Annotated in this window: 23 protein-coding genes and 1 rRNA gene; 1 reads left to right on the forward strand and 23 read right to left on the reverse strand. The window is 40.9% G+C overall.

Annotation, left to right across the window (positions count from 1 at the left end; all coding sequences use genetic code 11):
* Window positions 1–8: 8 nt before the first annotated feature.
* The 9 genes from ispE to metG all read right to left on the reverse strand — a co-directional run bounded on the left by ispE (window position 9) and on the right by metG (window position 8,753).
* On the reverse strand, window positions 9–878 hold the full coding sequence (gene ispE / locus AAZR19_RS18580; RefSeq protein WP_019743558.1) for a 4-(cytidine 5'-diphospho)-2-C-methyl-D-erythritol kinase: 870 nt from the start codon (window positions 876–878) through the stop codon (window positions 9–11).
* A gap of 146 nt (window positions 879–1,024) precedes the next feature.
* Window positions 1,025–1,210 (reverse strand): small, acid-soluble spore protein, alpha/beta type, encoded by a 186-nt coding sequence (locus AAZR19_RS18585; protein WP_012008653.1) that lies wholly within the window; start codon window positions 1,208–1,210, stop codon window positions 1,025–1,027.
* A 163-nt stretch (window positions 1,211–1,373) separates the two neighbouring features.
* Window positions 1,374–1,631, reverse strand: coding sequence for a biofilm formation stimulator Veg (gene veg, locus AAZR19_RS18590; RefSeq protein WP_024425637.1), 258 nt, complete (start codon window positions 1,629–1,631; stop codon window positions 1,374–1,376).
* Between the two features lie 213 nt (window positions 1,632–1,844).
* Window positions 1,845–2,729, reverse strand: coding sequence for a sporulation peptidase YabG (gene yabG / locus AAZR19_RS18595; RefSeq protein WP_024427198.1), 885 nt, complete (start codon window positions 2,727–2,729; stop codon window positions 1,845–1,847).
* A gap of 134 nt (window positions 2,730–2,863) precedes the next feature.
* Window positions 2,864–3,742, reverse strand: coding sequence for a 16S rRNA (adenine(1518)-N(6)/adenine(1519)-N(6))-dimethyltransferase RsmA (rsmA, locus tag AAZR19_RS18600; protein WP_041105713.1), 879 nt, complete (start codon window positions 3,740–3,742; stop codon window positions 2,864–2,866).
* The gene (gene rnmV, locus AAZR19_RS18605; RefSeq protein ID WP_017359323.1) at window positions 3,735–4,295 is read right to left on the reverse strand and encodes a ribonuclease M5; all 561 of its coding nucleotides are present in this window, start codon (window positions 4,293–4,295) and stop codon (window positions 3,735–3,737) included. The genes rsmA and rnmV overlap by 8 nt, the downstream gene beginning before the upstream one ends.
* A gap of 161 nt (window positions 4,296–4,456) precedes the next feature.
* Window positions 4,457–5,659, reverse strand: coding sequence for a G5 and 3D domain-containing protein (locus AAZR19_RS18610; protein WP_041105711.1), 1,203 nt, complete (start codon window positions 5,657–5,659; stop codon window positions 4,457–4,459).
* Window positions 5,660–5,903: 244 nt separating this feature from the next.
* Entirely contained in the window at window positions 5,904–6,671 is a 768-nt protein-coding gene (locus tag AAZR19_RS18615) for a TatD family hydrolase (protein WP_024425634.1), read from the reverse strand.
* Window positions 6,672–6,752: 81 nt separating this feature from the next.
* Complete coding sequence (gene metG / locus AAZR19_RS18620) at window positions 6,753–8,753, reverse strand: methionine--tRNA ligase (protein WP_218677574.1); 2,001 nt, start codon at window positions 8,751–8,753, stop codon at window positions 6,753–6,755.
* A gap of 520 nt (window positions 8,754–9,273) precedes the next feature.
* Between metG and AAZR19_RS18625 the strand changes: the two genes are divergently transcribed.
* Complete coding sequence (locus tag AAZR19_RS18625; RefSeq protein WP_087975202.1) at window positions 9,274–9,564, forward strand: AbrB/MazE/SpoVT family DNA-binding domain-containing protein; 291 nt, start codon at window positions 9,274–9,276, stop codon at window positions 9,562–9,564.
* 44 nt (window positions 9,565–9,608) lie between these two features.
* Here the strand turns inward: AAZR19_RS18625 and rsmI are convergent, their stop codons facing one another.
* From rsmI to rrf, 14 genes are all read right to left on the reverse strand, one after another.
* Window positions 9,609–10,490 (reverse strand): 16S rRNA (cytidine(1402)-2'-O)-methyltransferase, encoded by an 882-nt coding sequence (gene rsmI, locus AAZR19_RS18630; protein WP_041105708.1) that lies wholly within the window; start codon window positions 10,488–10,490, stop codon window positions 9,609–9,611.
* A complete protein-coding gene (locus AAZR19_RS18635) occupies window positions 10,465–10,764 on the reverse strand; it encodes a GIY-YIG nuclease family protein (protein WP_041105706.1) in 300 nt (99 codons plus the stop codon). Before AAZR19_RS18635 ends, rsmI begins: the two co-directional genes overlap by 26 nt.
* The gene (locus AAZR19_RS18640) at window positions 10,751–11,494 is read right to left on the reverse strand and encodes a tRNA1(Val) (adenine(37)-N6)-methyltransferase (protein WP_434703962.1); all 744 of its coding nucleotides are present in this window, start codon (window positions 11,492–11,494) and stop codon (window positions 10,751–10,753) included. Before AAZR19_RS18640 ends, AAZR19_RS18635 begins: the two co-directional genes overlap by 14 nt.
* Before the next feature lie 55 nt (window positions 11,495–11,549).
* Window positions 11,550–11,903 (reverse strand): DNA replication initiation control protein YabA, encoded by a 354-nt coding sequence (yabA, locus tag AAZR19_RS18645; RefSeq protein ID WP_024425629.1) that lies wholly within the window; start codon window positions 11,901–11,903, stop codon window positions 11,550–11,552.
* A gap of 14 nt (window positions 11,904–11,917) precedes the next feature.
* Window positions 11,918–12,745 (reverse strand): PSP1 domain-containing protein, encoded by an 828-nt coding sequence (locus AAZR19_RS18650; protein ID WP_024425628.1) that lies wholly within the window; start codon window positions 12,743–12,745, stop codon window positions 11,918–11,920.
* A gap of 2 nt (window positions 12,746–12,747) precedes the next feature.
* The gene (gene holB, locus AAZR19_RS18655) at window positions 12,748–13,737 is read right to left on the reverse strand and encodes a DNA polymerase III subunit delta' (protein WP_024425627.1); all 990 of its coding nucleotides are present in this window, start codon (window positions 13,735–13,737) and stop codon (window positions 12,748–12,750) included.
* A gap of 11 nt (window positions 13,738–13,748) precedes the next feature.
* Entirely contained in the window at window positions 13,749–14,189 is a 441-nt protein-coding gene (locus AAZR19_RS18660; RefSeq protein ID WP_024425626.1) for a YaaR family protein, read from the reverse strand.
* Window positions 14,190–14,201: 12 nt separating this feature from the next.
* Window positions 14,202–14,531: a cyclic-di-AMP receptor gene (locus AAZR19_RS18665; RefSeq protein ID WP_024425625.1), complete on the reverse strand. Its 330-nt coding sequence runs from the start codon at window positions 14,529–14,531 to the stop codon at window positions 14,202–14,204.
* Between the two features lie 91 nt (window positions 14,532–14,622).
* Complete coding sequence (tmk, locus tag AAZR19_RS18670; protein WP_226015554.1) at window positions 14,623–15,249, reverse strand: dTMP kinase; 627 nt, start codon at window positions 15,247–15,249, stop codon at window positions 14,623–14,625.
* Complete coding sequence (locus AAZR19_RS18675; protein ID WP_076839429.1) at window positions 15,246–16,655, reverse strand: aminotransferase class I/II-fold pyridoxal phosphate-dependent enzyme; 1,410 nt, start codon at window positions 16,653–16,655, stop codon at window positions 15,246–15,248. The genes tmk and AAZR19_RS18675 overlap by 4 nt, the downstream gene beginning before the upstream one ends.
* Window positions 16,656–16,732: 77 nt before the next feature.
* Entirely contained in the window at window positions 16,733–17,797 is a 1,065-nt protein-coding gene (locus tag AAZR19_RS18680) for a toxic anion resistance protein (protein ID WP_076839427.1), read from the reverse strand.
* 18 nt (window positions 17,798–17,815) lie between these two features.
* Window positions 17,816–18,430 (reverse strand): 5-bromo-4-chloroindolyl phosphate hydrolysis family protein, encoded by a 615-nt coding sequence (locus AAZR19_RS18685; protein ID WP_041105699.1) that lies wholly within the window; start codon window positions 18,428–18,430, stop codon window positions 17,816–17,818.
* A 128-nt stretch (window positions 18,431–18,558) separates the two neighbouring features.
* Window positions 18,559–18,750 (reverse strand): sigma factor G inhibitor Gin, encoded by a 192-nt coding sequence (locus AAZR19_RS18690; protein WP_024425620.1) that lies wholly within the window; start codon window positions 18,748–18,750, stop codon window positions 18,559–18,561.
* Window positions 18,751–18,921: 171 nt separating this feature from the next.
* A 5S ribosomal RNA gene (gene rrf, locus AAZR19_RS18695) occupies window positions 18,922–19,027 on the reverse strand; the annotation flags it as partial.

A 19,027-nucleotide genomic window follows, 5' to 3' on the forward strand; every position in this document is an offset into this window, starting at 1 on the left:
ATACGGATTTAATCAAGGGCATTTTGTTCGCCGATCATGCGGACAGCGTATACTTGATCACAAAATCCTCTCAGTCCGTTATATATTCTTTGTACCTTCGATTCATATTGAATCAAGCCAAATACCGTTGGGCCGCTTCCACTCATTAATACAGCATCAGCACCGAAACGCTTCATCTGTCTTTTGATCATATCTACTTCCGGATACATCTTTAATGTCACAGACTCCAGAACGTTACCGAGTGAGCCGCACATCTCTTTATAATCTTTCGCTTCTATGGCTTCAATCATACGCTGTACATTTGGGTGTTCTACTTTGCTTGCGTCATATTGTCTATAAACTTCAGCTGTAGATACCCCAATCACCGGCTTCGCTAAAATCACCCAGCAATGCGGCGGTGTCGCGATATGCTTCAGTTTTTCTCCACGTCCTGTCGCTAGTGCTGTGCCTCCGTGTACACAAAAAGACACATCTGAGCCGATCTCCGCTCCAAGCTCAGCCAGTTCATCTAACGTGAGATTTAACTTCCACAAACGGTTTAAACCGCGAAGCGCTGCTGCAGCATCACTGCTGCCTCCAGCTAAACCTGCTGCAACAGGTATTGCTTTTGTGATGACAATCGATACCCCTTTTTGAATACCGAACCTTGTTTTGAGTAATTTAGCCGCCTGATAAGCCAAGTTACGCTGATCATCTGGCACAAATCGATTATGAGATGATACACGGATTTCGTCTTTGTCCAGCTCAGTCAGCTCAAGTCGATCTGCAAGGTCTATTGTTGTCATCACCATCTCTACTTCGTGATATCCATCCGGTCTTTTTCCATGGACATCAAGTGAGAGATTAATTTTTGCCGGTGCTTTTTCTAAAATACGCAAACATTTCACCTACTTCTCCATCTAAACATAAGTATCAATATTGTATCACATTTGATGGATCTGATGAATATTGGCTTTTACGCCCAGCACACTGACTTTTTCAACAAAAAAAGCCAGAGACACCTGAGGTATCCCTGACCATTTTTCTATCGTTGATTCTCATCCTGAGCCATGTGCTGCTGAGCTAATTCGATGGCACGTTTGACCATATTACCTGCGTCACGCGCACGAATTTCTCCCCAGCCTCCATTTTTGACGGTATCATAAAATCCAAGATCCTTCGCCAGCTCGTATTTGAACTCATCTGACATAATGCCTCGGCGTCTACCCAAACGAAACAGCCCCTTTAGTCGAGAATTCGAATCAGTGCCACTGCTTTTGTGGCTTTCTTATTTTATATCGAATCCTTTCTTTTACCCCTTTCAAAAAATGGACAGACTCCCATTCAGAAAAAAAGGCAAAACAAAAAGCAGTAAACAAGAAGTTCACTGCCCATTAATAGGCGACTGAGCTAGCGGCATCATCGAACGTTAATTCGACCGTCTCAGTCAGTATATCTGCATAACTGTAAGAAACTCTTTCAAACGAATTCTCATCTTGATCTAATTGAATCACAAATACAGAAGGGTACGTTTCAGCTAAAATGCCCGAACGCTCAATTGTTTTACGGCGGCCTCCGTTAGCCTTTAACGTCAAACGTTTACCTAAGTTACCATCAAGCGATCTTTTGATGTCGGACAAAGTCTTCGCCATTGCATCCACCTCACTGAGATAATTATACAACAACGGCCCATTTTTGTCAAATAAAAATTAAATTATATCAACCAACACGAGCCATTGTCAACAAAATAATTTTGACAAACTTCTACCTTTTCTCCTCCCTATTTTTCTCAAATTCCGGTGAATTATGTATCCGTTTGAAATTTCTTTTTACACATAAAAAAAACCAGACTGAAATCAGTCGGGTTATGTCGATTCATGGTCTTTTTTATATGGCATACCTACCCTTAAAACACCCTTCGTCTCGATGCCTCCTAGACCTTTTTCTCTTGTTAATGTATTACGAAGCACATCCCACACATTGATTCGATCTACAAATGGAGTGAAGCTGATCTTCGCAACGATATAGACGGGATCGAGCGCATGGATGTTCACACGTGAAGGTGAGCTTGCAAAATTGGCACCTGCTTGGATCAATGATTCGAAATGAGATTGACAGGCGCCTGCAAAGATCACAAGCTGATCTAAATGAGGAATTTTCTTTCTTGCTTTTTGAACCGTCTCAACGAAATGACGAGAATGGCGATAGGCACCGATATCATTTACGCCGCCCTTTTGCTTGGAATACGCATCATGCCCTGTAATGACCAAAATATCAGGCCGATATTGATCAAGTAACGAATCGATCACGCTTGGCATTTTCTTCTCATGACAATGCACTCCATATACAGGCACACCAATTCGTTCATATACATCTAAGCATTTCTTTAAGTATGAAGCATCTCCATCTAAATGAAGGACCTTTCCAGGCATGTGAAAATACTGCTCCTGATGCTGATATTGTCCAGAAGTATAATACTCTTGTTTTTCACGCAGCAGCTGATAATCCTGTCTTAGTAAGTCGAGCGATTCGTTAATTTTCCGTTCGTCGTCCTTCTCCCTTGTCAGCTGCTCCTCTTTTTGAATTAAGACGAGATCTGACATCTTAGCATCAGCAATCAGCCTCACTTCATTCCCATGCAATATGGCAGTGGCTTCGTGCTGATCTGTCTCATCAATTCGAATGATTCGAAACATAATATCCATTTGATAGGATGCCCTCGTCACCATATCTCCTATTTGAAATTGCATGCTGTTCACTCCACAATCAGGCTCATATCCTGTTGGTATCGTCTTGCACTACACATGGCCGTCTTTCATATGTGCTGTTCTTTCTAGCCTATGCCCGAACAGTTGAAGTGGTGAAAAACAAAAGAAAAAAGCCCTTACGAAAGGGCTTTTTGTAAAACATTCGACAAACGGGCAAATTCCTCAATGGATAATGATTCTCCGCGGCGCTTTCCTTCAATATCTGCTGTTTGAAGTGCTTCTTCGATAATCGCTTTATGTTTTTTTCCATCAGGTAGATTATTCATCAAATTATTCATCAATGTTTTCCGTCGTTGGCCAAAGCTCGCTCGGATCAATTGAAAGAAAAACGCATCATTTTCTACTGAGACAGCAGGCGTTTCACGAACAGTCAGCTTAATCACAGCCGAATCGACATTTGGCTGAGGAACAAAAACCGTTTTAGGCACAACCATCACCGTTTTTGCTTCCGTATAAAATTGAACTGCGATAGACAGTGAATTATATTCCTTTGATGATGGGGCAGCTGCCATACGATCTGCTACTTCTTTTTGCAGCATGACCACAATCCCTTTCAATGGAAGGTTTTCTTCAAGCAATTTCATAATAATCGGTGTTGTCACGTAATATGGAAGGTTGGCTACGACCATCACTTCCTTACAGTCAGCAAAATTTTCCTCGATGACCTTTCTCACATCCGCCTTTAATACATCTTGATGAATGATCGTGACATTATCATATGGAGAAAGTGTATCGTTTAAAATAGGCAATAAACGCTGATCGATTTCAAAAGCGGTGACTTTCTTTGCACGTTTAGCGAGCTGCTCTGTCAATGCGCCGATACCAGGTCCAATTTCAATGACGCCGGTCTCATCTGTAACCTCCGCATGATCGACAATGCGATCTAAAATATTTGTATCAATTAAGAAGTTCTGCCCTAAGCTCTTTTTAAAAGAGAAACCGTACTTCTTCAGTATTTCCTTCGTTCTGACGGGTGTCGCAATATCTTTATTCATCGGCTTCCTCCTGCATGACGGTCTTTAAGGCCGCAATAAAATCATGTTTGGTTATTTGGAACATGTGAAGGCGCTTTTGCAGCTGCTTCGCATTGGTATATCCTATATTTAAAAGCACTCCTAGTCGTTCGCGGCGGCGTTTCGATGCTTCGCCACCGATAAGGCCTGCGTCAAATAAGTCGTCTAATGTAATGTCACTTTCCGATTCTTCCATTTCTTCATGGACATGGGCAAGACATTCCCGAATACTGTCCAAGGAAGCATGCTCGACACCAATTCCTTTATCCCGCTTCGCCTTCGCAAGATGTTTTGGCAAAAAAGCGTGCTTACAGCCAGGAACTGCCTCTGCGATGGTTTTACGGATCTTCTCACCAGGAAAATCAGGATCTGTTAAAATAATGACCCCTCTCGTCTCCTGCGCAAGACGCACTTGTTGAATGACTGTATCGCCAATGGCGGATCCGTTTGTTTCGATCGTATCTGCATCAACCGCCATCTTCACTCTGGCAGTGTCATCACGACCCTCCACCACAATGATTTCTTTGATTTTCATGTATTCCTCCGCTTGCAAAAACAATCTACATTTTTTGGTTAAAAAAACGAAACCTTTCATGCTGCTTTTGCGTCTAATTAATTAGAAAACAGTGCTTCTATTATAACCAAAAAAACAGAGGGTGCGCAAAGCCCTCTGTTCATATAAATGATTTGATGTGTTTATTTGAGTACTCTAATCTTCACTCGTTTATTTCCCCATTGATAAGCTGCCGACTTACTTGGGACGAACACATCAATTTTATTCCCTTTTATAGCAGATCCAGTGTCTGATGCAACGGCATATCCATAGCCTTCCACATACACTTTTGAGCCCAGCGGAATGACACTCGGATCAACTGCTATGACCTTTGCACCCGGATTTGCTTTTAAATTAAAGCCTGTAGACGTTCTGCCCGTACATCCAGCACAGCTTGCTGTATAGGCTGTTGACGCCACATAAAATTCTTTTCCTGACGATTCATTGCTTCGTGAAACCGCAGGGGACGCTGTAGGCTCCTTTTTGGCCACTTGTGTACCAATAGCCACTAATCGGTCCTTACTATCTTTTTCGGTCACTTCTTTAATCAATTCTTTAGACACCACTTTGCCGTTTTCTTTCACAATGGCATAGTGCTTCTTCAATTTACCTTCTTCACCTTTTTTAAGTACCTTCTCTTTCCCTTTTTCAAGAGAATGATCCTTTTTATGTTTGGTATCAAAAGCAATTTTCTCTTCCACTACATCGGTGACTTTTTCCACCCGAGTGATCTTTATATCTGCGCTCTTTTTAGAAAGGTTACTATGTAACGCAGGCTTGATCTTATCGTGCTTCTTGAGCTTCAGCTCTTGTTGCTTTAAAAAGTCAGCGACCGTAGTCGAAGTGGTCCACACTTTTTTATCTTTTCCTCCATCATTTAAGCTGACCTGGAAGGCCTGCTGAACCACAAGATTCATATCCTTTTTTAACTTGTCATTCTTTCCTGGAGTTACTTGATCGTGCTTCCCAATATCTATCTTCTCATTCTTCAATAATGCTCCAACCGTCTGATCTGTTGTCCATATCGTTTTCTCTTTCCCATCTAGGGTCAGATGAACCGGTATAGCCGCATCATACACAATGTTCATGTTGTCTTGAATCTTTGTATTTAGACTTGGAGAGATATGATCCTCCGCCTTGGTCCTTATGCCAAGGTCTGAAAGCAGCTGAGCTACTGTCTCTTCATGTGTACGAATTGTCTTCTCTTTACCATTGATTGAAATGGTAATAGACTGCTTAGTGAGCTCATGCGCACCGTAAGCCGTTCCAGTTCCAGCTAAAAGCAAGCAAACAACTAGTAATAAAACCTTGCCTTTTCCTAGCTTCACAGAAAACAGATTTTTCATTTTTTGTACGATGAAAAACGCCTCCTTCTCCTCGGAGAGATTATATAGAGTATCTCAAAACCTGTCAACCCTTCCACCCACTGTACAAAAATGCTCGATTGTAAACCTATTATGGGAGATTTATGGAAGGAAGGGAAGAAAGACTTATCGACAACTTATCCTATGAGGAGGCGCAAACGTGTAGAACTTTTTCGTTATGTTTCACAATTGGACAAGCTTAAACAAGGATTGACATCATATACTGTCAGTTTATACGGAAAACTTTTTTTGCATTTTTTGTTGTCAATTCAGCAAGCTCTTCAAAGCTAATTTCTCTCAGCTCCGCAATCTGTTCTGCGATATATTTGACATAACTTGGCTCATTACGTTTCCCTCTAAATGGCACTGGCGTTAAGTATGGGCAGTCTGTTTCAATCAAAAGCTTGTCACTTGGTATCTCCTTTACAACTTCCTTTGGCTTTTTGGCATTTTTAAATGTCACGGGTCCACCGAATGAAATATAAAAGTTCATCTCCATACACGCTTTTGCAGTTTCCAGACTGCCAGTAAAGCAGTGCATAATACCTCCAACTTCAGCTGCTCCCTCTTCCTTTAAAATCGTCACGACATCTTCCGTTGCGTCACGATTATGAATAACGATTGGAAGCTTCACTTCCTTCGCAAGAGCAATTTGGCGTCTAAAGACTTCCTTTTGCACATCTTTTGGCGACTTGTCCCAATAGTAATCCAGACCCATTTCTCCAATCGCAACCACTTTTTCGTGTTGAGATAAATCTTTGATCCAAGCCAAATCCTCATCTGTCATATCAATAGCATCGACTGGATGCCAGCCGATAGCTGCATATATGAAATCATACTCTTCAATTAATTCCATCGCTCTCGTAATTGTTGGGCGGTCAAACCCTACCACCACGATTTTCTCAACTTTTTCGCTTTTCGCTCTTTCGATCACCTGTTCTAAGTCTTCATTGTATTGTTCTGCATTCAAGTGGGCATGTGTATCAAATAACATAGTTGTTTGCTCCTTTCGACAATTCTGCTAAAAAACAAAAGGTGTTCGACGAAATGTTACACGTGGAACACCTTTGTTGAGTTATAAAATTTTTGTTCCATTTGCTAGAGATTGATCTACTTCAAGAACCTGCAATTCCCCGCCTGTTTCTCCAGTTAAAATCATTCCCTGGGAAATTTCCCCTCTGAGTTTAACTGGGGTAAGATTCGCTACGCAAACGAGCTTTTTCCCTACTAATTCTTCTGGTTGATAGTGCTTGGCAATCCCAGAGACTATTTGTCTTTTTTCAAATCCAAAATCAAGCTGAAGCTTTAAAAGACGATCCGCTTTTTTCACTGGGGCTGCTTCCAATACCTGTGCAACTCGAAGATCAACTTTTGAGAAATCATCAAATGCAATTTCTGCTCCCAGCTCAGGTAATTCCGTTTCTTCGATTTCCACTTTCTCTTCTTCTACCTTAGGTGCACTTCCCTGCATTTTTTCTTTAATGTAGGCTACTTCTTCTTCAACCTCTAAACGCGGGAACAAAGGCTCTCCTTTTTGTACCGTCGCTTGTTGAATCGCACCAAATGATAGGATACTATCCCAGCTTTTGAGCTTCTCTTCTTCAATTCCAAGCTGGAAGAAGATTTTCTCAGGTGTTTTCGTTAGGAATGGCGTTAAGAGTACTGCTGTGATTCGAAGTGATTCTGCTAAATGATACATAACAGAATGCAGTTCTTTTCGTTTTGTTTCATCCTTTGCCAGCACCCATGGAGCTGTTTGATCAATATATTTATTGGTTCTGCTGATTAATGTCCAAACATTTGAAAGAGCCACAGAGAATTCAAGATTTTCCATCGCTTCTTCATAGGCTTTGACTGTCTGCTCAGCGACTGCTTTCAGCTCTTCATCAAACTCATTAACAGGACCCTTATAGCTGCTTAATGTGCCGTCAAAATATTTTTGAACCATCGCAACTGTACGATTAAGCAAGTTACCTAAATCATTGGCAAGGTCATAGTTTACACGTTCCACGAATCCTTCTGGTGTAAACACACCATCTGCACCAAATGGTACTTCGCGAAGCAGATAATAACGAAGGGCATCGAGGCCATAGCGATCAATTAATGTGACCGGATCTACCACATTCCCTTTTGATTTAGACATTTTGCCATCTTTCATGAGCAGCCAGCCGTGTGCGAAAATTTGTTTCGGCAGAGGCAGATCTAATGCCATTAACATAATCGGCCAATAAATCGTATGGAAGCGTACAATTTCTTTTCCTACGAGATGTACGTTGGCAGGCCAATATTTTTTATATTTTTCATCTTGATCTGTTCCATAGCCAATCGCAGTTAAATAGTTAAATAACGCATCAATCCATACATAAATGACGTGCTTTGGATTGTTAGGAACTTTAATTCCCCAATCAAAGGTTGTTCTTGATACTGCTAAATCCTCTAAACCTGGTTTAATGAAGTTATTAATCATTTCATTCTTTCTTGATTCAGGCTGAATAAACGATGGATTTTTTTCGTAATAATCGAGCAAACGGTCCGCATACTTACTCATACGGAAGAAATATGATTCCTCTTTAATTAATTCAACAGGGTGGCCGCTGTCAGGGCTTTTCCCGCCAATGACTTCCCCTTTCTCATTACGCTCAACATCAACAAGCTGTGTTTCCGTATAGAATGTCTCATCAGGAATACTGTACCAGCCCTCATATTGATCTAAATAAATATCGCCTTGATCAAGCAACTTTTGGAAGACCTGCTCAATGATTTTCGTATGTCTTTTTTCTGTTGTACGGATGAAGTCATCATTCGAAATGTCGAGTTTCTTCCATAATGATTTAATGTCTTCAACGACTGGATCTAAATACTCGATCGGTGTGATATTTTGTTCTTCAGCTTTTTGCTGTATTTTTTGTCCGTGCTCATCTGTACCTGTTAAATACATCACATCATAGCCTTGTAGACGTTTATAACGAGCCATAGCATCTCCTGCTACTGTCGTATAAGCATGTCCAATATGTAATTTTCCGCTCGGATAGTAAATAGGTGTTGTCAGATAAAACGTTTTTTTCTTTTCCGGCATGTCGGAACCTCCTGCGTGTGTGTAAATGTCAAAAACTCCCGCCCAATGGACGAGAGCGGTTATCATCATTACATGAAAATGTGTCAGATCAATTCATTCAATTTTGCACTTGTGCTTTCTCTATGATACCATCTTAGCCTTTAAGATCAAGCATATATACATAGAACAAGATGAAATGATCGAAAAAGATGAGTTTTTCGAAAAAAACGACAAACCCGTCGACATTTTGTCGAATATTGTCGTATGAAATCTATTTCCAGATTTACAATTGGCTAAATTAGGGCAAAAGTCTTGTTAATCTGATCTCGGCATTTCTTATATTTTCATAGGAAAAGCCTACAAAATCCTTATACACCAGTAGTTTCAAGGTCTTTTGACTTTAAGAGTCATATTTTACAAACAATAGTAAACAAAATGATTGACGATTTATGGAAACCTTGTTATGCTAGGAATGTAAGGAATTTGTCGAATAATGACGAAGATAATATTATTTTAAGAATAAGAACTTTTTGGGAGGAGAATGAAGATGAAATCTACAGGTATTGTACGTAAAGTTGACGAATTAGGACGCGTGGTGATTCCAATCGAACTTCGCCGTACGCTAGGAATCGCTGAAAAAGACGCTTTGGAAATTTATGTTGATGATGAAAAAATTATCTTAAAAAAATATAAACCAAACATGACTTGCCAAGTAACAGGTGAAGTATCAGACGATAACCTTAAGCTTGCTAATGGTAAATTAGTTCTTAGCCGTGAAGGTGCAGAGCAAATCATTAACGAAATCCAAAACCAACTTCAATCACAAAAATAAGGTTCATATAAAAAGGTTCTTGCACCGTTTGCAAGAACCTTTCTTTATTGTTCAATATGATAGGCATCGTATATCGTGCGCTTTGGCACACCACGTTCGACAGCTGTACGTTTAATGGCTTCCTTCGACGTTAATCCTTCCTCTATGTAATGGATCACATGTTCTTTTTCAGATAAGGACGTCCACCAAGCTTCTTCATTCAGCTCTTCTTCAGCTTGATCATTTCCTTGTACCACAAGACAGAACTCACCTCGAATTTGATTCTCCGCAGCCCATGTCAGCACAGATTCTAAATCCCCACGAATAAACTCTTCGAATTTTTTCGTCAGTTCTCTCGTAATCGCGATGTTCCGATTCCCCCACACTTCCTTCATTAAAGTCAGCGTTTCTTTTAACCGATGGGGCGCTTCATAGAAAATGATCGTTTCTTGACGTTTTTTCAAGGCTTCAAGCTGCTTTTTCTTTTCTTTTTTTTGACGGTCGAGAAAACCATAAAAGAAAAATGGCTGAGGTCCGATTCCTGATGCAATGAGTGCCGTTAGTGCAGCATTTGCGCCAGGTAACGGAATGACATAGCCTCCGATGCTAGTAAAATCTCGAACCACTTCAGCCCCTGGATCTGAAATCGTCGGTAAACCGGCATCACTCACGAGTGCGATACTTTTCCCTTCTTTTAGCCATTCGATTAACTTGTGGCCGCTGCTGTCTTTGTTATGCTCATGATAGCTGGTTAAGGGTGTATCAATTTCGTATACATGACAAAGCTTTTTCGTTTGCCTTGTATCTTCTGCGGCAATATAGTCTACATCTTTTAATGTTTGTATCGCTCGGAACGTCATATCTTCTAGATTTCCGATCGGGGTTGGGACAAGATAAAGAATACCCATGCCAGATTGACCATCAAAGCTTTTCTGTGTCTTTTTCATGTGCCGCCTCCTTTTCCATTCGCATTTCTTCTATATAAATGTCTTTCTTTTTCCGCGTCCACGTTTTGAAACGATATTCTTGCTGCATGGCTTCTCTTTTGGTTGCAAAACATTCATGATAAAAAAGCTCAACCGGCCGTCTCGCTCTTGTATACTTTGCTCCCTTTCCACTATTGTGGGTCATCAATCTCTTTTGTAAATCATTTGTATAACCCGCATACAGGCTGCCATCTGCACATTTTAATACATAGAAGTAATGATTATGCTTCTCCATACAGTATCGTCCTGATTTCATCTGTATACTCCTGATCTTCCCCATAAACAAAAAGAGGCGGGAGAATTTTCAGATCTGGTTTTCCATCTTTTATGCCCTCTACCAAGATGGTATTGGCTTCTTTCTCTTGTTTGGGATAAACAAATTGAATTCGTTTCGGCTCAATTCGGTATTTTTTCATTAATTCCACAATCTCAAGCAGCCTTCCTGGTCGATGAACCATCGCCAGTTTCCCCCCTTGCTTTAGCAGCGTGGAAGAAACACGAATAACATCTTCTAATGTACAATGAATTTCATGCCGTGCAATCGCCAAATATTCATTTTCATTGATTTCATCCTTAGAGGGTGTCTTAAAATATGGCGGGTTACATGTAATCACATCAACTTTATGGTTGCCGTAGCGTTCCGGCATATCATTCAAATCACCATGAATCAATTCAATCTGGTGCGCAAGTTGATTATACTCCACACTTCTTTTTGCCATATCAAACAGCCGTTCTTGAATTTCAACCCCCGTAATCGAGGCCTTAGATCGAGTTGAAAGCAGTAATGGCACGATGCCATTTCCGGTACAAAGATCAATGATCTCTCCTTTTTGGATTGGCACATACGCAAATTTAGCTAATAACACCGCGTCCAATGAAAAGGCAAACACCGTTTTACTTTGAATAATCTTCATATCTTCGGCGAGCAGGTAATCTAAACGTTCATCTTCTCTTAACGAAACCATGATGTATCCTTTCTTTTCCTGTGAAAAAGGCTCCCGATTCAGCGGAAGCCTTTTCTCATTTTTTATTTAAAAATGACAGACAGAACAAACAGTCTCCCTCTTTACGAATGCTCCCATAATGTACATTACAAATATGGAAGCCCTCCTGATATAACCGGGCCAGGTTATCATGACCTTCTCCTATATCAGAATGACTTGGCTTCTGGGCAGAATCATTCTCTGCCTCAGACGATTTGTCTCGATCGGACTGATCCAGACGTTCACGCAAGTGCTGATTCTCCATCTGCAGCTGATGATTTTCTTCAATCACTTCACCGATATGATTTTTCAAATCACCTAACTGGCGATAAAGAGAACCGATTTGTTCTTCTAAATTAATCACCGTATCAAATAGTTCCTTTTTATCCAAGGTGGCACACCTCGTTACTCAGTTGTTTGTGCAGATACAACGCCTTCTTGTAATAATTCTTCCCATGTATATTCTATCACTTTTTCTTGCCCGGTTAATTCAACTTGCAAAATTCGTTCTAAAATATTGAGCCCTACTACCTTTGCAGAGCCATTAGACGTCTGAATCGTTTCACCGATATCCGGTAATTGTTCCTTCGCTGTTTCATACTCATCATTCTCATATTTCAAGCAGCACATCAAACGGCCGCATAGTCCTGAAATTTTTGTCGGATTTAACGACAGGTTTTGATCCTTTGCCATCTTAATAGACACTGGTTCAAAGTCTCCTAAGAATGTCGAACAGCAAAGCATTCGCCCGCAAGGACCAATACCGCCAAGCATTTTTGCCTCGTCTCTTACGCCAATCTGGCGAAGTTCAATTCTCGTTTTGAAGATTGATGCAAGATCCTTCACTAGCTCACGGAAATCAACTCTGCCATCTGCTGTGAAGTAGAAGATGACCTTGTTTCGGTCAAATGTAAATTCAACATCAACCAATTTCATTTCTAGCCCATGTTCACTTACCTTCTGAAGACATGTATCAAAGGCTGTCATCGCTGCTTCTTTGTTTTCCTCAACGATGAGCCGGTCTCGTTCGTCTGCTACACGAATGACTTTACGCAGAGGGAGAACCACATCGTGTTCATCTACTTTTTTGTTGGCGATGACCACTTGTCCGTACTCAACCCCTCTGACCGTTTCTACAATGACACAACTATCATTTTCTATATGAAATCCATTAGGATCGAAATAATAGATTTTGCCCGCTTTTTTAAAGCGAACACCAATTACGTTGTACAAGCTTATCCCTCCTGCAACATCAACACCAATTGCTCCATCAGCCCTTGGGCATTCACGTTGGATTGAAGTCTCTTTTTCGCTTCTAATACAGCAAGGATCTGGCTGGTCACCATCTGCTGTGTGGAATGCAGCGCATGCTGCTTCATTGTCTGGAATAAGTCTTGATAAATGACTTTATCTTCATTTCCTATTTGAATCGACAATACATCACGATATATAAATAAAAGCATATCCAGACCTGTTTCTTGAAGGTCTTTTTCTTTGAAAAAAGGCATCCATTGATCCTGTATATAAAAAAATGCATGTTCTTTTCGCTGGTGTAAGACTTCATACAATTTTATCACTTTCGCTCTAGACTCTGCAAACTGATCATTTCGACTTAATTCGAGTGCTTCTGCTAAATTATTGGTTAAATTCGACAAAAGCCTTGCGAGATGCTGAGATACGCCTTCTTGTAAAAGCTGCTGCTCCAAGGATTGTGGCTGCAGCGGCTGAAAGCTGAGCATCTGACATCTTGAAATAATCGTATCCAGCATTTTATGAGATTGCTCAGTGATTAAAACCGCCATCGTTTCCCGATTAGGCTCCTCTAGGAACTTCAATAAACTGTTCGCGGCATTGACCGTCATTTTGTCCGCATGAAGAATAATATACATTTTCCGGTGAGATTCTACACCTGCTTTTGTAAATTCCTCTTGCAGTGCCTGCACTTGCGCCTTCTTAATTGATTGGCCATCGGGCTGCACAAGATGTAAATCGGGATGGTTTCCTGATGCAATCCTTTTGCAGTTTTGACAGGATTCACATGGTTTCACTCCTGATTCCAAACAAAAAAAGCTCTTAGCCAAAAGCATCGCTGCATCCAGTTTTCCGGTTCCTTTTTTTCCTTCAAATAAGTAGGCGTGCGCAAGTCGGTCTTTATCAATACTATTAAAAATCAGCCGCATGACGCGCGGCTGCAAATCATTCATGTCATCCCAGCTAATTGCCATGTTATCACTCTCTATGTGTAAAGGTTAATCAATAAACCTTTTATTTCTCCAATACGTTCAAGCAAATCAATAGATGGTTTCTCTTGATCCATCATTTCCTCGGTTAATTCAATCAGCTTTTCATCTAAGGCTTTGACCAAAGCAAGTGTACGTGTGTTTCCATAAATGTCAAAGCTCCTTGATGTTTCTATATTTAATCCATTATCGACTGTCTCTTTCACAAAGCGCTTCACCAGACCTTTAAACCTAGCCAAATCCTTTAGGTTTCGTGACTTTGCAAGCTTTTTTCCGAACACTTCGATATCACTCAGCATGACCGTCAGCTGTTCTAAGCGCAGTTTGCCGCTTTGCGTCTCCATCGAAGCTTTAAAGGAGGCAGATGTCTGGCTTCCTTTCATCGCTTGAAGTTCACGCTTTTCTAAACGCAGCCGCATATCTTGATTAATTTTCACAGCAACCCATCCTTAAAATTGATGAAATTGTTCAACTGGCAGAATAAAGACAGTAGCTCCGCCAACTTCAACCTCAACAGGGTATGGTACGTATGAATCTGCATTTCCGCCCATTGGGGAGACAGGCGCGATCATTTGATCACGTTTACGGCAATTTTCTTTTATAAGCTGTAATGCTTTATCCACCCGGACATCATCACAACCAATAATAAAAGTCGTATTCCCAGACTTTAAAAACCCACCAGTTGAAGCTAATTTTGTCACGCCGAAATGATGTTCAGTCAATATTTTCAACAACTTGCTGCTATCTTGGTCCTGTACAACGGCAACAATTAATTTCATTTGATTGGCCTCCTTTATTTTAGGCACAGATGACATGCCGATGTCTTCCTCTATATTATAACAACGATTGGGAATTAGGTCATATTTGATTTTACTTTAATGTGTCCTGAATCAATTGAAGGACTTCTTCATAGACAGCCTGCATCGGCTGAGACGCATCCACTACACGGAATCGTTCTGGCGATTGTGCAATAAGCAGTTCATAGCCTTCTCTGACAAGCTGGTGGAAATTCAGCGTCTCCATGTCTAATCGATTCTTTTCTCTTCCCTGGTTGGCATCAATTCGCTTTAGCCCTTCCTCAGGTGTAATAGAAAAATAAATGGTCATTTGCGGCATCGTGCCATTGATAGCAAAGTCGTTAATTGACTTTACTTCTTCAATCCCAAGCCCTCTCGCATAGCCTTGATAAGCAAGGGAGCTATCGACAAAACGATCACATAAAACCGTCTGCCCGCGCTGTAATGCCGGTTCTACCTTCTCAGCCAAATGCTGCCTTCTTGCGGCTGCATACAGCAAAGCTTCTGTTTTCGCATCCATTTTTGTGTTTTTTTCATTTAAAATGACTTCACGAATCTGCTCTGCAATGTCAATGCCGCCAGGCTCACGTGTCGCCATCACTGCATATCCTTGGCGTTCCATTTCTTCATACACTTTTCGAATCACTGTCGTTTTTCCAGCACCCTCTGGCCCTTCAAACGTAATAAACATACCGCTCATAGTGTCTCCTCTTCTATATAAACATATAATTTTCTCTGATGAATCACCTGACTGGCTTGAACATGAACCTGATGTCCAAGCAAACGGCTTAAAGCCGCAATTTGATCGATTTCAATACGCTCTCCCTTAACGATCAAAGGAATACCCGGTGGATATGGAATAACCGATTCTGCACTAACCCGTCCTGCTGCATGTTCAAATGAGACGGCTTCTATATCCTGTCTATGCTCCTCGTTGTCATCAGCCAGCGCCTCTCTTTGCAAATGATCTTTTCCTTTGAGCAATGAATTGCTTTGATTAAGGGCCTGCTCTATCCGTTTAAAAGGTATATCCTTCTTCTGTTCTAAACCAAAGACAAGTAAAACCTGATGTTCGTCCGCAAGCTCTGGGTGAACCTCCACTGATTCAAGTACTCGTTTTAGTTCATAACCAGTCAGCCCTTTTGTTGATCGAATCACACATTTTAATGGATCGTTAGAAAGCAATTCAGACTCTACCACTTCAAGCTGAGGTATACGATTGAACTCATTTTTCAGCTCTGCCAGCTCTTTCATCATTCCATCCAAGATCTCTTTTTTCTTGATCTCCTCGACATAAGCTCTTGCCACATCTAATGAGGCCATAATTGGATAGGATGGAGAACTGCTTTGAAGCATCGTGAGGAATGTTTTCAAACGTTTTGCATCCATTCGCCCCCCCTGAAGATGAAGGTAGGATCCCATCGTCATGGCCGGAAGGGTTTTATGTGCTGATTGTACCACCACGTCAGCTCCATAGGAAAGAGCAGATGGAGGAAAAGCGCCGCCTAATACAAAATGTGCACCATGTGCCTCATCAACTAAAACGATCATCCCTTCTTCGTGACACATGTCAATCAGCTTTGATAAATCAGCTGCATGTCCGTAGTAGTTCGGATAAGTCAAAACGATCGCTCGGCAATTAGGATGTTTGGATATGGCTTTTTTGACTGTTTCATTCGTCACATGTGTTGGAACATGCAGGTGTGGATCTACCTCAGCTTCTACCATAATAGGCGTGGCTCCTGCAAGCTCAATCCCATGATAAACAGACTTATGACAATTTCGCTGGACGAAAATCTCATCTCCCGCACGACAGGCTGCCATCACCATCGCTAAATTTCCGACAGTTGTCCCATTCACAAGGAAAAAGCTTTGATCTGATCCATATAGCTTTGCCAATAAATGTTCAGCCTCTTGAATCACACCAGTTGGATGATGGAGATCATCTAACCCTTCAAGCTCTGTTACATCCAGCTGAAGAATTGAGTCATAATAAGTCCGTGCCTCATCAAAAAAGACATCTCCATTGTGATGTCCTGGAACGTGGAAAGAATAAGGTTTCTTTTCCGCATGTTGTGCTAATGCTGTATATAAAGGTGTTTTCAAACAAATCGACCCTTTTCACTTTAACGATATCTTATGTCTATTATAACGTTCATACAAGGGAACCGAAAGATGGATTCTCATTCCTTTATTGGCTGGTGATTCGCCAGCTGCTGTTCTGCCTCATACATGCTGTTTTTCAATTGGGCTCGCTCTTGGCTTCCATGCTCCTTCACCTGTAACGTTTCCTGTAAGGTTTCAGCTAATTGGCGTTGAACCTTTTTCAACGTATCTATAGGTGCAAAAGCTGCCTCTTCAAGAAGCTCCCCCTGCTGCTTTGATACCTTTTCATATGTTTTTTGGATTCGATTCTCAAGAGCTGAATTGGCACGCTGTTGAATATGCGTTAATGCAATCGACATTTGGTTGATCCATAGAGGAATAGATGCAGAAACTGTTGATTGAATGTGATTGGCCAATGTATGATTCGTATGCTGGATAATTCGAATTTGGGCATTACATTGCAACGCAATTTGCCGGCTTAGCAGCAAATCATATTTCCGTTCTTTCAACCTCTCCATATATTCTTCTGCATTGACTTCCTGACTCATCAATTGCTCCTCTATAGTCCGATTACCAACCTGCTCCGGTTCTGATATGATCTGCTTCTCTAAAGTTGTCATTTTCGCTTCAACTGCTGCAACCTGCAGTGTCATCTCTTGGAAAAAAGTTTGATTTTCTTCAAATAAACGCTCTAATAACATATGATCCGAAATTAATCCGCCTTTTGCGTAACGAAGCCTTGCTGATAATCTCTCGATCTGTGATTTTGCATGTTGAAAACGCGAGATGATTTCCTGAGTAGAACGCTTCTCCCGCCGAAATAACGTCGAAAAAAAGCCCTGCTTCTTTGGCAATAAGTCGTCCGGTTCTACTACATGCAGCTGGTGCAAAAAGGCCTCAAGCACGTCTCCTATTTGATCGATATCTTTTTTCTCAACATATTTCATCATTTGTTGTGATTGTTCCAATAATCGTTCCTGAACACGTGTACCATAGAAAAGCAGCTTTTGCGGATTGTCAGGGATCTGCTCAGCACGCTGCAAGGCTTCTTGTTTCTCCTCATCAGATAAGGTATCAAACACCTGAAACTGAAGATCTGTAGTGGAAGCAGGTGATGTTGGGATGTGATCTTCTGGTTTCATTACGTTTGACTCCTTTCATTATTTCTTTATCATTTTATCTGCCACTTCAAGCTCAATATGAAGGGCTTCTATGTCTCTTCCTAATACTTGCTGCAAATCATTCGTCAATTGCTTTTGCAGCTCTGTCAGCGTCACTCGAGTTTGGCTTAGTGTCATTTCCAGCTCATGACTGCGATCAGGCTGATTATACAATAGTGCATATTTTTCAGTTAGTTCAACGACAGAATCCAAGCTTTCAAAATAAAAACGCTGTGCATCATAAAATCGGGTCGGCTCTTTTTTTGTAATCGTATAGATTCGTCGTGCAAGTCGGAGAATTTCATAATTATGTTTGATCGTCTGTACGTTCTTCACAGCAAATAAAGCCTTCTTTAAACGTACGAGCTTTTGTCCTGCTTCTTTTAAATGCTGTTTGATATATACATAATCACTACGAGAAAGTCCGTGTTTCTTTAAAAACAACTGGAAAGCAACCCATCTGCTCCCTGCAAACATCACGCCCCACCCCATCATCGCATACAGTATCGATAATCCAACATGATAATGGAAAACCCCAATACTGACGGTTAAAATCATAAGCGAAAAAAAAGTAGAGAGGATGGCCCATATAAATGTATAAAAGATTGATTTCATGTTCATCGACTCCTATGAATAATCAGGCTCTCTGTTTATCTTATTATTAATTACGGATGATGTCCAAACTAAGTTCCAAAAAACAGGCCCAATCCTTCATACCTCATAAAAAAAGACCATCTAATGGTCTATGAATACAAAGGCGGCGTATGAAGATTTTTTAGCTTTCTAACATAATCGGCATAGCTAGGATCCGAGGTCGATGTAGAAATTAACTTTCTCTCACATTCTCGGCACAAAAACTGATGATATAAATAAATTCCCTTTGTTTTTTTCTCTTCACAAATCAAACAAATCGCTTCTCGCTCTTTTTTGCTCATTGTGACACCTCCACTTATAGCTTCAGTATGCCCTAGCGCTTTCAATTGTATACAAAATTAAGAATGTTTTAGATGGTAGTTTAGTATATGTATCCATGTCAGATCGAGTGTTTGTTCCTTTTCTTAAAAAACAAAAAAGACCAGTTCCGACTGGAACTGATCCTTATAGAAGCTTGGCGGCGTCCTACTCTCACAGGGGGAAACCCCCAACTACCATCGGCGCTGAAGAGCTTAACTTCCGTGTTCGGTATGGGAACGGGTGTGACCTCTTCGCTAT

The organism is Bacillus sp. Je.9.29.b, from assembly GCF_051129925.1.
Lineage (GTDB): Bacteria > Bacillota > Bacilli > Bacillales > Bacillaceae > Bacillus > Bacillus safensis.